General features: G+C 64.6%; 11 protein-coding genes. 5 read left to right on the top strand and 6 right to left on the bottom strand.

Annotation, left to right across the window (positions count from 1 at the left end):
* Positions 1 to 3 precede the first annotated feature (3 nt).
* On the top strand, positions 4 to 882 hold the full coding sequence (locus tag AU072_RS03820) for a cytochrome c biogenesis CcdA family protein (RefSeq protein WP_048472691.1): 879 nt from the start codon (positions 4 to 6) through the stop codon (positions 880 to 882).
* A 48-nt stretch (positions 883 to 930) separates the two neighbouring features.
* Here AU072_RS03820 and istB read toward each other — a convergent pair whose 3' ends face one another.
* The 5 genes from istB to AU072_RS03795 form a co-directional block, all read right to left on the bottom strand.
* A complete protein-coding gene (istB, locus tag AU072_RS03815) occupies positions 931 to 1,740 on the bottom strand; it encodes an IS21-like element helper ATPase IstB (protein WP_006246577.1) in 810 nt (269 codons plus the stop codon).
* Positions 1,737 to 3,455, bottom strand: coding sequence for an IS21 family transposase (gene istA / locus AU072_RS03810; RefSeq protein WP_008720624.1), 1,719 nt, complete (start codon positions 3,453 to 3,455; stop codon positions 1,737 to 1,739). The genes istB and istA overlap by 4 nt, the downstream gene beginning before the upstream one ends.
* A gap of 336 nt (positions 3,456 to 3,791) precedes the next feature.
* The gene (locus AU072_RS03805) at positions 3,792 to 4,358 is read right to left on the bottom strand and encodes an MPT63 family protein (protein ID WP_064412551.1); all 567 of its coding nucleotides are present in this window, start codon (positions 4,356 to 4,358) and stop codon (positions 3,792 to 3,794) included.
* Between the two features lie 173 nt (positions 4,359 to 4,531).
* Positions 4,532 to 5,386, bottom strand: coding sequence for an HD domain-containing protein (locus AU072_RS03800; RefSeq protein ID WP_231987877.1), 855 nt, complete (start codon positions 5,384 to 5,386; stop codon positions 4,532 to 4,534).
* Positions 5,368 to 6,087, bottom strand: a complete 720-nt coding sequence (locus AU072_RS03795) for a DUF1326 domain-containing protein (RefSeq protein WP_064412550.1) — start codon at positions 6,085 to 6,087, stop codon at positions 5,368 to 5,370. The genes AU072_RS03800 and AU072_RS03795 overlap by 19 nt, the downstream gene beginning before the upstream one ends.
* Positions 6,088 to 7,409: 1,322 nt before the next feature.
* Between AU072_RS03795 and AU072_RS03790 the strand changes: the two genes are divergently transcribed.
* The 4 genes from AU072_RS03790 (at position 7,410) to AU072_RS03775 (ending at position 11,069) form a co-directional block, all read left to right on the top strand.
* Complete coding sequence (locus tag AU072_RS03790; RefSeq protein ID WP_082681037.1) at positions 7,410 to 8,126, top strand: YcnI family copper-binding membrane protein; 717 nt, start codon at positions 7,410 to 7,412, stop codon at positions 8,124 to 8,126.
* A gap of 249 nt (positions 8,127 to 8,375) precedes the next feature.
* Positions 8,376 to 8,609 carry a hypothetical protein gene (locus tag AU072_RS28520; RefSeq protein ID WP_231987878.1) on the top strand — a complete coding sequence of 78 codons (234 nt, stop codon included), beginning with the start codon at positions 8,376 to 8,378 and terminating at the stop codon, positions 8,607 to 8,609.
* Positions 8,606 to 9,976: a hypothetical protein gene (locus AU072_RS03780; protein WP_369829812.1), complete on the top strand. Its 1,371-nt coding sequence runs from the start codon at positions 8,606 to 8,608 to the stop codon at positions 9,974 to 9,976. Before AU072_RS28520 ends, AU072_RS03780 begins: the two co-directional genes overlap by 4 nt.
* A 199-nt stretch (positions 9,977 to 10,175) precedes the next feature.
* Positions 10,176 to 11,069, top strand: a complete 894-nt coding sequence (locus tag AU072_RS03775; protein ID WP_082681038.1) for an alpha/beta fold hydrolase — start codon at positions 10,176 to 10,178, stop codon at positions 11,067 to 11,069.
* Positions 11,070 to 11,953: 884 nt separating this feature from the next.
* Here the strand turns inward: AU072_RS03775 and AU072_RS03770 are convergent.
* Positions 11,954 to 12,379, bottom strand: a complete 426-nt coding sequence (locus AU072_RS03770) for a BlaI/MecI/CopY family transcriptional regulator (RefSeq protein ID WP_369829813.1) — start codon at positions 12,377 to 12,379, stop codon at positions 11,954 to 11,956.
* Positions 12,380 to 12,606 lie beyond the last annotated feature (227 nt).

Below are 12,606 nucleotides of genomic sequence, written 5' to 3'. Positions count from 1 at the left end.
CCCATGGGCGGACTGCTCACCCTCGCCTTCGCGGCCGGCATGGTCGCGCCCGTGAACCCGTGCGGGTTCGCGCTACTCCCGGCCTGGATCACCCACACCCTCGGCGACACCGATGCCTCAACGGTCCCGGTGCGGCTGCTGCGGGCGCTGCGGGCCGGTCTCGTGTTGGCGGTGGGGTTCGCCGGCACCCTCGCGGCAGCTGGCCTGGTAGTCAGCGCCGGCGCCCGAGGGCTGATTCGCGCCGCGCCGTCGCTTGGCCTGGCCGTCGGCATCCTGCTGGTGGTTCTCGGCCTGTGGATGCTAGCCGGACGCTCGGTCTCGGTGCGGGTGCCTCGGATCCCCGGCCGGGCAGCCGCGGGACTCCCACCCACTGCCCGGATGGCTGCGTTTGGGGTCGGCTACGCGCTGGCTTCGCTGTCGTGCACGTTCGGGGTGATCCTCGCGGTCATCGCGCAGGCGCAGGCCACCTACAGCTATGCCGGGCTCCTGCTCGTCTTCGGTGTCTACGCTGCTGGCTCGGCGACCGTCCTGCTGCTGCTCGCCCTGGCCACCGCCGCGGCAGGCAGCGGACTCACCCGCCACGTCGCGCGATTGGCCCGCCATGGCCCACGGGTCACCGCTGTCGTCCTGCTGCTCACCGGCGCCTATCTGGCCTGGTACTGGTACCCGGCGGCCACCAGCGACGCCCCGGTCGCCGCGGGCCGTGGTGGCGGACTCACTGACGTCTCCGCGGTGGTCTCCAGCTGGATCCAGACACGGGCGACACTCATCGGCGCGCTCGCTGCCGCGTCTGCGCTGGTAGTGCTGGCGCTCGGGGTTCTCCAGCGACGCCGCCGGATCCTTCGGGGGCGCCCGATGACCACGCGGGACAGCACGCAGTGACAGCCCACCGGGTGCGGCGTGCGCACGAAACAGGCTCGGTTGATTGCGTCACCGCGACGCGTTCCCTGACCGGGTCGACGCCAGCCGGTAGGAGTCGGTACCAGTTTCGATGATGTTGCCGCCGAAGGTGAGGCGGTCGACGATGGCCGCGCACAGGCGCGGGTCCGTGAAGGTCTTGGTCCAGCCGGCGAAGCCCTCGTTGGACGCGATTGCCACGCTGTTCTTCTCCTCTCGCTCGGTGAGGACCTGGAAGAGGAGTTCGGCGCCGCGGCGGTCCAGTTCCATGTAGCCGAGCTCGTCAATGCAGAGCAGGTCGACGCGGCCGTAACGAGCGATCGTGCGGGCCAACTGCTTCTCATCGGCTGCTTCTACAAGCTCGTTCACCAGCCTCGTGGCGAGGGTGTACTTTACCCGGAATCCCTTTTCCGCGGCTGCGGTCCCCATGCCGATGAGCAGGTGAGACTTGCCGGTGCCGGAATCCCCGATCAGGCACAGCGGCTGGCCCTTCCGCACCCACTCGCCGGTCGCCAACTGGTGGATGGTGGCGGGGTTGATGTTCGAGTTGGCGTCGAAGTCGAAGTCCGCGAGGAACTTGCTCCGCGGGAACCCGGCGCCGTTCACGCGCCGGATGGTGGACCGACGGTCGCGGTCGTCGCACTCGGCCAGGAGCAGCTCGGCGAGGAATCCGGTGTAGGTCAACTGGTCCTTGTTCGCCGCTGCGACCGCGTCGCCAAGCAGGGCCCGCATGGTCGGGAGCCGGAGCCTCCGGCAGGCCTGGTCGACCGCCGCTACGGCGGCTTCCTCGGTCAGGCCGCGGCGGCGGCGCAAGGTGGTGGTCACGCTGGTGACTGTGCTCATCGGGGTGCTCCGCTCTCATCGGGACTCATCGGGTCGGGGTGGTGGTCGGTGCCGGTGCGGCGGCCGAGCAGTTGCTGGTATTTCTCCATCGACGGCAGCGGCCGGGTGTCGGGCGGGAGGCCGGCGATGACCGCGGCCGGGTCGAGCAGCAGGCGTTCGGTGAGGGACACGACCTTCCGGCTGCGCTTGGCGTCGCCATCTCGTCGTTCGCCATCGCTGGGCTGCGCAACGGGATGACGGTCTGAACTGGCCCCGGTGGGCGCTGCGAGGGTGGTGTGCAGGCGTGCTTCGACCGCGACCACATCAGCTGAGACTGCACCGACGCTCACTGCGGCGAGCAGCCCGGCTTCGACTTCGTCGGCGGCCATGGCGCGGTGCAGTAGGAGCACGTCGATCAGTTCCCGGGTGCCGACCGCATCCCCGAGCCGCCTGCGGGCGTTCGCCCAGAACGCCTCATGCGCAGGCGTGAACGCCCCCGATTCGCGGGCCTGCGCCAACGCGGTGGAGCCTGGCAATGCGCCCGGCTTACCCTTGAGCACCTCGAGGTAGTGGTCGAGGTTCACCGACTGGCCACCCCTTGTGATGACGCGGGCGTGCCGGGCGATCTGGAGTCGGCCGTCGAACACGACGACCTCGGATGCGCGCAAGGAGACGCGGACGCGGCGGTGGATGAACCGCGCCGGGACGGAGTACCGGGCCATGCGGACGGTGATCATCGCGGAGCGGTCGACCATCGGGTTCAGCATCAGCCCGGGGTCGAACCCCTCGACCGGGAGCGGCGCGAGGTTCTCGCGTTCGGTCGCGAAGTCCTCGCCGACGGTCCGGATCCGCGACGAGATCCGTCGGCGGTCGTCGGCGGCGTCCAAGGCACGGACCTTCTCGTTCAGCTCGTCGAGCGAGTCGACGACGGGCATGGGCACGAGGTGCTGGCGGCGGAACCGGCCGACGTCGCCTTCCACACCGCCCTTCTCATGTGCCCCGGCGATGCCCGGCTGGCAGTAGAACGCGTCGAACCCGAAGTGAGAGCGGAACAGCACCCAGCGGTCGTTCTCTACCCGCTCACGACCGCGCGCGTTGACGACCCGGGTGACTGCGGCGGTGAGGTTGTCGTACCGGACGTGCCGGGCGGGGATGCCGCCGATCTCGTTGAACGCGGCGATGTGGCCCTCGAGGAACGCCTCTTGGCCTTGGGTGGCGTAGATCCGGTGCACCGCCTTCCCGGAGTAACTCAACCTGAATGTGAAGAGGAAGACCTTCGTCTTCACCCCGGCCAGGATGACGTAGAGCTCGCCGAAGTCGACTTCTGCTTCTGCGCCTGGCGCGTGCTCCTGGGGGATCATGACTTCGACCCGGCGGCCAGCTTCGAGGCCGATCTGCGTGCGGCGGATGCGGACGTAGTCGCGAACCGTCGAGTACGACACCTCAATGGCGTCGTGTTCCTCGATGAGGCGGACGTGGATCCGGCGGGCGGTGTGCCGTTGCTTCCGCGGCGCCTCAAGGTCGGCGCGGAGCATGTCGTCGATGGCCGACTTGAACGGATCCAACCGGGGCGAGGAACGCACCGGGGTCTTCCGCGGCGGTGGTTCCGCGGACGTGAGGGCCCGGCGAACGGTGCCGCGTCCGACTTGGTGCTTGCGTGCGAGCGCTCGGATCGACATGCCCTCGACCCGGGCGTCCCGACGGATCGCAGCGAACAGTTCCACACGCACCCTCATCCCGAAACCCACTTCCGGTGCCGCGAGGACCGCTGGATGCGGGTCCTCCTGACGCCACGGAAGTGGGTCCAGATCAAGCCGTCACGACGCCACGCCGAAGCCCGGGTGGGTCCCGAATCAGACCGTCACACTGGTCCCGAATCAGACTGTCACCGCCACGACTAGGCGCTGTCCGGGGACCAGATGAATGTCGATTCGGTGAGGCCGCAGAAAGAAGTTGTTGGTGAGATGGTCTGGATCAAGCCGCTTGTTCCGTCTCGGACGTCTCGATGGTGCGAGATGCGAGGAACTGCTGACCGGCTCGCCGTCGCGACTGTGGTTGTGCAGGCGCGCCGGCTACATCGCATCGCGGCAGTGTGGACAGGGTTGGCTCATGGTCGCGCACATGGGGCAGTTGTCCATCGGCATAGGCATCGTCATGCCGTCAGCACAGCACCACATCAGCGGTTCACCGCTGCCGTTGTCGTAGATCACGGCCATTGGCTCTGCTTCGATGACGTCGAAATAGACTTTCCCGCTAGCAGTTTGACCTTGCGCCAACGTTGCGCCCGGGAGTCCTTGCGGGTTGGCGATCTGCCATAGCACCGGCCACCTCTGACCACCAGGGGTGACCGCGTGGAGGTTCGGGATGATTGGCGTCACAGTGCCGGTGACCGCCCGCACTGTAGCAGTGGCTTCCCAGATCTGGCCCCGCGCAGCGTATCCCGGAAGCGCGGCCGTTGATCTCTGCAAACCCGTGACAGTCCACTCCTGCACGATGGCGCCGCCGGCGTCGACAAGTTGCTGAGGCGTCCCGAACTGATGGTGGGCGTGGTCGCGGGCTGAGGCGGGTACCGCCACCGCTGTGGCCACACCCATGAGCGCGGCCAGGACCGCGGTGATGAGCCGGATATGTCGTCGCATCGTAACTCCTTTTCGAAGGTTTGTGCGGTGGTTGACCGCTCAGATCGCGCAAGCAATATGCGGCAGCCTAGGCGATGATCTATGTAGTTAGATAGTAGGTGAGGGCGGCGATGGCTTTGCTATACGATTGTCCTCGGTGTGGCAGCGCCGCCGAACCGGGTAAGCCGTTGTTGCTACTCCGCGAACGGCGCGAGCCGCACAAGAGGTTTGAAGCCGGCGTAGCGCAGGCACCAATGGATGCGTCCATCGGGAACGGCGGCCGCCTCGGCGGCGAAGGCCGTGAGGAGATGGCCTCGAAAGCCCAGCCGGGGATGCCGTCGCAGTACCTGCTCGACCCATGCAGGGTGTAGTTCGTGTAGCCGCACCCCGGCTACGTCGACGAATGCCCCTGCCGAGACGAACCCGGCTGGGTCGGCCAGATTACCGGCCGCGCCTACGGTGATGTGCCCAGAAATGGCGGCGCCGATCGCCGCCGCCCGCTCGGATGAGACACCACGTTGAAGCGCGAACTGCTCGGCGCGCTCGCCGCCGACGACGGCGAAGCAATGGCCGGGTGTCGGTTGCTCGAGATTCAGGTCGTGCAACAGACTGGCGACGTAGACCAATTCGTGGTCGACCGGTGCGTCATCGAGGGCGGCAAGTGCAAGCCCGAACAGAAACGTGCGGTACGAGTGTTGGAGCATATGAGGTGAAAGCTCCTCGCGTGCCTGCTGTTCGGCATCTCTGGCCAGTTGGGAGTCCGGCCACCGCATACGGTCGAGGTCGATGCCCCCAGCGCCGCGCCAACCCAGCGCCACTCGAAGCCGTCCGATCGCGTGGGACACCACGACATGGGCCAGCGGTGTCAGCAGCTGGCGGCGTTGCGCCGACGTCAAAGCGCCGCCGGTGGCCTTAGCCCACGCGTAGTCGAAGCCGGGTGGAGCGGCTGAGCCACCGGCGGCCAGCCCAGGACGGTCGAGGTTCTGGGCGGCCACCCGGCGGTGGGTGATGCTTCGGGCGGTATCAGCGCTCAGGCGTGGCACTGGCATGAGGACGCCTTGTCCGAAGTGATTTCTGCCGTGACCGTGGATTCGCCTGCGCTGTTGGGCCGCCAGTCGAAGGGAAAATGCTTGCTCGAACCGCCGCGGTGATCGTGGGACCAGTCAAAGCCCACAGCGTGGTCTCGCTCTACAACCCCCCAGGTTGCGATTTGGCCGGGCCCGACTTCGGCACCAGGCGCGTTGGCGGTGGTCACACGGCGATCAGGGTCCGAGGTCGGTCCCGTCAACGCAGCCACACGTAGGTCGACCTTTCCCGGGATTTCGGCGCGCCAGAAGGCGAGGTCATCGGCTGCCTCGAACGTAATGGGTGCGTACTCAATGGCCCGAAGATCTTCAATGAGACTGGCGAATTCGGCCGGCCAGCCGCCCTCCTTGCCGGTGAAAATCCGCTCCAAGGCATCGCGCTGGGCGGTGTCGGCGCTGGAGTCGATATAGAACATCAACCTCATCATGGCGTCGGGGTCGCCGACCCACATATTGCCGGTGAACTCGCCGAGCGAAACCACGTTCAAACCGGTGAGGTCCACCCCGCCGAAGTGCCCCTCTCGGATATGCCAAACCAATGTGAAAAGGCAGTCGCCGTGGGTTGGTTCCTGTGCGAAGCTGCACGGGCAGGGGAGCTTGCAGCTGCATACGTCGAACCAGTCACCACGAAGATGCCAGTCAACCGTGGCCGATGTTGTAGTCATCAGAACTCCTTCCCATATACCCCCGGGGGGTAATGCCCGGGACGACGAAAGGGTAGCTCTCCGGCCGCCTCCCCGCAAGTACCCCCTGGGGGTATTGACGAGGTACCTTCGACCTCGTCGTCCGTGGCTTGTCTGATCATGGTGAATGGCCGACAGGTCACCATTGGGCAGCTCTATGGCATCGGCTACTCAAGGGCCTGCCATTGGCAGCGTCGAGTCAAAATCCTCTTCGTTCGTGTTCGCGGTGGCCCTACGCACTCGCCTTAAGGCCCTAGGGTGAACGTGCTGTTGGCCATGGGCGCCGCAAAGGGTCGTTGCCTTGTCAGAGCCTTCACTTGGATTTGGCGGGTTGGCCCCATGCCAACGGCTTCTGCTGGTTGACAGTGGGCGACTGAGGCGGCGACGCCAGCTAGGGGTGGGGTCGACGCCCCAGCCGCAGTCAAATACTATCAAAGTCCGTAGATGTGCAATGTTCTTCGCGTGCGACGGACGGCGGTTCGGCCATTACGTCGCCAATCTCAGCAGTAAGCCCTTGTATACGACAAACCCGTGCGGGGCAGCCCAAAGTCGCTGAGGCGAGCCGCTTCCGGTTCTAAGTGAACGTTCACCCGCACCGGTGCGGCCCTTCGCGTCGCTTAGGCCACTTCAGGCCACGAGTCGCCCTGGGGACCAGTGAGGCCCGGCCGCCAACTACGCGCAACAACCGATGAGTCAGTGCGGTTTCCGCGATTCGGCGACCGCCTTTCGATGGGAATCTCAGATCTTCGATTGGGTCGCGGTCAGATCTCGAGCGGCATCTGTCCGCTCGCCCTACGAAGGGTTTCAGGATGTACGAGGCGACGTTTCACAGACACCAACCAGGATGGAATCGAGGCGGCTCGGTTTCGGTAAGACGCAGCGCTTGCGTTCCTCGGCCGACCGCCACTTGACCGACATTAAGCACTAGGGAATTCTTCGCATCCACTTGAGTGTGCGATGTTGGTTGCTCGAGGTGGCGACCCGATACAAGGCCGGATCAGCATGCATTCGCGGTCCCCGCGTCGCTTCCGCCAACTTCGCATGTGGGCACTCACTCGATTTGCTGGAGCTAGCATCAACCGGTAAGCCGTCGACGTGGAGCGTTCCGGCCGACATTCCCCATGTGATCAATACCTGCGGTGGCATATGTCGGCTGTTATCGTTCTCGGGACCTAATACGTACTGAGCTTGATCAGTACTTGAGCTGGGCGCTGCAAGTTCGGGCGGTTCGAGGTGTGCCGCGATGGCCGTCTTGTGTTGACCAGTCAGCTGAGGGCCTGTGAGCCCGCGGACATGGAGGTGCCGTGCTTAGATACCTGCTACGTATTGTCGGAGCTTTCTCGGTCAGTGCGGTGGTGGCTGTGCTTGTAAGTCCCTCTGCCGCCGCTCATATCGATGCCTATCTCGATGGGGCTGGGCCGGGAGAGTTCGGACTCATCACGTTGCGAGTGCCGACAGAGTCCGGTACTGCGGCCACCACAAAGGTGGAAGTGCGCATTCCCGACGACGTGCAGTTGCGGACCGTGCTGGTGCAGCCGGTGCCGGGCTGGCAAGTCGCGTCCACGAAGCGAAAGATCGACCCGCCCCTCTATAAAGACGATGGCACGCCGGTGCATGAGGTGGTCAGTTCGGTGACCTGGACGGCGACCGGTCCCGGGATTCTTCCGGGGCAGTTCGTCGAGTTCGGCCTGGATGCCGGCCCGATGCCGGAGTCCGCCACCTTGGCACTGCCCACCGTTCAGACCTTCTCCGATGGCACAGCCGACGAGTGGACGCAGCCGGCGCCTGAGGGTAGCGATCCGGAGTTTCCGGCCCCGAGTGTGACCATCGGAGCAGCGCCGGCCGCGGCGAGTGGGGGCGGCGATCTGCTTCCCGTCATTGCATGGACGGCGCTAGGCTTGTCCGTTGTCGCACTCGCACTCGGAGTGTTTGCGATCGACCGGGCCGCTCGACGATCGGCTGCGCCGAATGCGGCGACATCCGAGGCGTCTTCTGCAGCGAGTGAACCGTCCACCACCTGATGCAGGCAAACCACAGCAGCTAATCCAGGTGAATCACGACAGGACTGAATTTTTCATATGAAGCACAGTGTTCTGCTGACTGCGGCGGTTGGGGCTGTGATCGTTGCTCTGACGGCATGCGGGTCAAATCAGTCGGCCTCGCCCTTACCCGCAGGGTCTCCCTCCTTTCGTGGCCCGACAGGGGCTGTCACGACATCTTCACCCGGTGCGCTGGCCGGAACGGTCATCGGGGTCACGATCGCCGAGGGGGTGGTCACACCTGTCAACGCCCAAGCCGAGGCTGTGGTCGGTCAACCGATCGTGCTCGAGGTCAGCAGTGATGCCGTCGACAGCATCCATGTCCACTCGGTTCCGGAACGCACCTTCGACGTGGAAGCACGCCCGGGTCAGCGATTCGAGTTCATGGTCGGAGTTCCTGGGCGTGTCGATGTGGAGCTGCACGAGCTGCACCGCACGGTCGTCACAATCGAAGTCAAGCCTTGATGCCCGAGACCGCTGTGACGTTCCTAGCGCACGGTGTAGGTGGATCGACGGATCTGCCGGTGCCCCTGTCGTACGCACTAATTGCGGGCGTGTGGGCGTTGGTGTTCACGTTCGCTGTGGTGATCGTCGCGTGGAGAACTCCGCGATTTGACCCGGCCAAGCCGGGCAGCGTCTTACCGGCGTGGGTATCGAGAACCGTTGATAATCCGGTCGTCCGGTGGATCGTCGCGGCGGCTGCCCTCGTCTTCACAGTGTGGGTCGCGGTGGCGGCGATATGGGGGCCACAAGATAGCAGCAACGCGCTTCCAGGCACGTTCTATGTGCTGTTGTGGGTGGGTTTGGTCGCTGTATCGATTGTCGTCGGCCCGATTTGGCGGTTGATCTCGCCCGTGCGCACTGTGTGGCGGCTCGTCAGCATCGGCTCTCGCCGCCGGGTCACCAGCGATGCTCGCCGAGGGTATCCGTCCGGCATGGGCTACTGGCCAGCAGTGCTGGGCCTGTTCGCCTTTGTGTGGTTGGAGTTGGCGAGCCCCGACCCTGGCTCGCTGACAGCGATCAAGACTTGGATTCTCGCCTATGTCGTCGTGATGTTCTTGGGCGCAGCAGTTTTCGGTTCGACGTGGTTCGCGCGGGCCGACCCCTTTGAGGTGTACAGTGTGACGGTCTCGCGGCTGGCGCCGTTTCGGCGAGACCCTGCGACCGGTCGCCTAGTGGTGGGGAATCCGCTCGATCATCTGCCGACCATGCCGGTGCGTCCGGGCACGGTCGCCGTGATGGCGGTGCTGCTGGGCTCCACCGCTTTCGACAGCTTCTCGCAGTCACAGACTTTCCGAAATTTCGTCGACAATAATGCCGCGGCCATCCCACTCGTGGCGGAGTCGACGGGGGGCGCGGTGTTGCGCACCCTGGGTCTGTTGCTCTTCGTCTTCGTTGTAGGAGGGACGTTTACGGTTGCTGCCCGTGCAACCGGTGGTGTGAGCCGTGAGCAGCGCCGCGAGTTACCGGGCCGACTCGCTCACTGTCTGATCCCAATTGTGGTGGGATACATCTTCGCGCACTACCTCTCGTACCTGGTGGAGCGTGGCCAGGAGACGATCGTGCGGTTGGCAGATCCGTTGGGCAGAGGCTGGCATTTGCTGGGGCTGGATTCCGAAGATGTGCAGTACTTTCTTTCGCTGAATCCCACGGTGCTGTGGACTATCAAGGTGTCGTGCGTTGTCATCGGGCATGTGGTCGCCGTGGTTTCCGCTCACGATCAGGCGTTGCGTGCGCTGCCTGTGGGCCATCAACTGACCGGACAGCTCGCGATGATGGCCACGATGGTCGCCTACACCTTGACCGGCTTGTTCCTGTTGTTCGGTGGGTGACCGTGCAGGATCCACCTTTGCGGCGCGCTATCTCGGGCCGCGCACCGGGCAACTGACAACACCCAACATTGACAGCTTCACCTCGTTGGCTGGCAAGCTGTCGCCGTAACTCATTACCGACCTGGCGCCTCCATCACACTTCCTGTCATCAGAGCCCCAATCCCCCATGATCTAGAAGAAGATTGACGATGGTCCGACGATGACAGAACTGACCTACATCGGCTCCGACGGGTGGCGGCTCCACGCGGCTGGCATGGGCGAGGGACCACTTCTGATCATGCTGCACGGCGGGGGTCCTGATCACCACAGCATGCAGCCCCTGGCCGAGCAGCTGACCGACCGCTATCGCGTCGTGCTGCCCGACATCCGGGGCTACGGGCGCTCCATCTGCGCGGACCAGGAACGCCACACATGGGATCAGTACGTGCAGGACGTCATCTCGCTCATGAATGCCGTCGACGTGGAAACGGCGGGACTCATCGGTGCGGGCCTAGGAGGCACCATTGCGCTTCGGGCCTGTGCCAAGCATCCCGACCGGATCTGGTGCACTGTGGTGATCAGTCCGGAAGACATTGAGGACGACGAAGCAAAGGCTACCGAAACGGCGATGATGGACGAGTTCGCCGACCGCGTCCGCGCCCACGGCATCGAAGCCGGATGGGAACTGTACCTGCCGCATTTGCAGCCGCTCATCGCCAATCTCGTCCGCGATGCGATCCCGCGAGCCCATGCAGCCAGCGTCGCAGCCGCAGCGGCAATCGGCCACGATCGAGCATTCCAGTCGCCCGACGAACTCGCGGCCATCACAACGCCCGTGCTGATCATCCCAGGCGACGATGACCGGCACCCGGTCGCGCTTGCTCACCTCATCAGCAAGCTGATCCCAAATGCGCGCATGGCACCTGTCAGGATGTCCCGGGCCCTGAGCACAGCCGATGACATGGGGCAGGCGTTCGCCCCCCCCCATCCACGACTTCCTTCAAAACCTATCGGGCTCACGTTGATCCGCTGTCGGCTCTTCGTGCCAATCGATGCAGCCAGGGGGCAACGAATTGGGGAAGGACATGTACCCCTAATCAGCTCTTCTCTGTGACCAATCCGTGGATTGCTAGTCCAATCACGCTGCGGCGAGCAGCTTCTGGCCCGAGACAGTGACCGCGACGGTCCTGTTCAACATGGTCGGCTGGGGATATATTCACCTGCGTGCCAGTCACCATTGGGACCCGTCGTCTCTGGCGATCCAGGCGGGCGGTTCCGGTCAGCAGAGCGGCGACGATGAACAGTGCGAACGCTGCGGATCGGCAGCGGGCTAAGATGCCAACTCCTTGTGGCGGCGAGGCACGGACGCGACCAGATTCACCGCAGCCTCTGCGGCTCGACAGCGACGGTTGACTTCGCGGTCAGGGCAGACATCTGCCTTTACTGCAATCACGCATGTTCGGACTGTCAGCGGCTTCGCCATGCGTGCAGCCGGCCGACTACTTACTATGGCGAGTAGTACTGCACCGGTGCATACCTTCGACCATTGCGCCGAGATGCCTAATCTCGACATTGGCCATTAGAGGTCCGACAAATCCAACTCTTGTCGCTAACGGGTCGCTCACTTGCTGCGATAACCAGATTGCGCGGCGTGGCAACCGCGGCGGAGATCTGGCGGGGTTGCGACTCCTCCCCCCCGCCAGATCGCCGGCTTCAAAGGCGGCCAACGCGTCTCGATCTGCCGCTCGGCCGCGCGCGGAGCCGCATACTGGATCTAGTCGCTGGTCTTGCAGTTCCGATGCAGAGCATGTCATCGGCGACAAGTTGTAGTCGGCCGCTAGCTCGGAGAAGGTCGGTCGTGGCACATGAACTGGCAACGCCACGTCGAGGGACGAGGCTGGAGTGAGGCATGGTGCGTCGTTGGACGTGCTCAGGTATCGGATCACGCCCGGGGTTGGCGTATGCGCCCGGCGACCGATTCGCTTCTGAGCCGGCCACTCAGCCTTTGGCTGCTCGCTTCCTGGGTCGTCGTAGCGCGGCGCGTAGGCGCGCCGACTCCTGGGGGCCGATCTGTTCAAGGAAGTAACTGAGCACCAGGTCTGGTTGGCCGCCGGAGTTCAAGGCTTGCCGCATGAGGCTTGCGCTGTGTTGCTCCCGAGTCAAGGTTGGCCAATACCGGTAGGCCTTGCCGTCACGCTCGCGAGCCAGGTAGCCCTTGCTATGCAAGTTGTCCATCGTGGACATCACTGTGGTGTAGGCGATGTCGCGTTCTGCGGCTAGTTCCTCGAAAATTTCTCGCACCGTCGTGGTCGTCTCGGGTCCACGGTTCCAGATGCGCTCCATGATGACGGCTTCGAGTTCGCCGAATCCGCGTGCGCGCACCGTTGGCCTCCCGGCTGTCCCTGTCGAGCCTGTGTCACGCATGGTGCGCCCCTTCGGCGGAATGCGTATGTCTACGTACTCACAGCGTAATGCCGTTTTATCCGGTGCGGAGACCGAGGGCCAATTCGAAGGCTCAACGTCCGCGGCGGCATGGGCGCGGGTCCGAAACCTCCCCTGGTAAGCGAGACGGTTCGAGGATCTCCCCGGTCAACGAGACCTAGTGGGCAGACCATGCTGCCCGCTGACGTCTCGCCGAGATTATGGAACCA

The sequence above is a fragment of the Mycolicibacterium novocastrense genome, from assembly GCF_001499835.1.
Lineage (GTDB): Bacteria > Actinomycetota > Actinomycetes > Mycobacteriales > Mycobacteriaceae > Mycobacterium > Mycobacterium novocastrense.
This window is presented reverse-complemented; position numbering and strand designations above follow the sequence as displayed.

What these genes read in the sequence shown, in the direction of transcription:
- AU072_RS03820 (WP_048472691.1), top strand. Translation starts at nt 4, where the DNA reads ATGGGCGGACTGCTCACCCTCGCCTTCGCGGCCGGCATGGTCGCGCCC.
- istB (WP_006246577.1), bottom strand. Translation starts at nt 1,740, where the DNA reads ATGAGCACAGTCACCAGCGTGACCACCACCTTGCGCCGCCGCCGCGGC.
- istA (WP_008720624.1), bottom strand. Translation starts at nt 3,455, where the DNA reads ATGAGGGTGCGTGTGGAACTGTTCGCTGCGATCCGTCGGGACGCCCGG.
- AU072_RS03805 (WP_064412551.1), bottom strand. Translation starts at nt 4,358, where the DNA reads ATGCGACGACATATCCGGCTCATCACCGCGGTCCTGGCCGCGCTCATG.
- AU072_RS03800 (WP_231987877.1), bottom strand. Translation starts at nt 5,386, where the DNA reads ATGCCAGTGCCACGCCTGAGCGCTGATACCGCCCGAAGCATCACCCAC.
- AU072_RS03795 (WP_064412550.1), bottom strand. Translation starts at nt 6,087, where the DNA reads ATGACTACAACATCGGCCACGGTTGACTGGCATCTTCGTGGTGACTGG.
- AU072_RS03775 (WP_082681038.1), top strand. Translation starts at nt 10,176, where the DNA reads ATGACAGAACTGACCTACATCGGCTCCGACGGGTGGCGGCTCCACGCG.
- AU072_RS03770 (WP_369829813.1), bottom strand. Translation starts at nt 12,379, where the DNA reads ATGCGTGACACAGGCTCGACAGGGACAGCCGGGAGGCCAACGGTGCGC.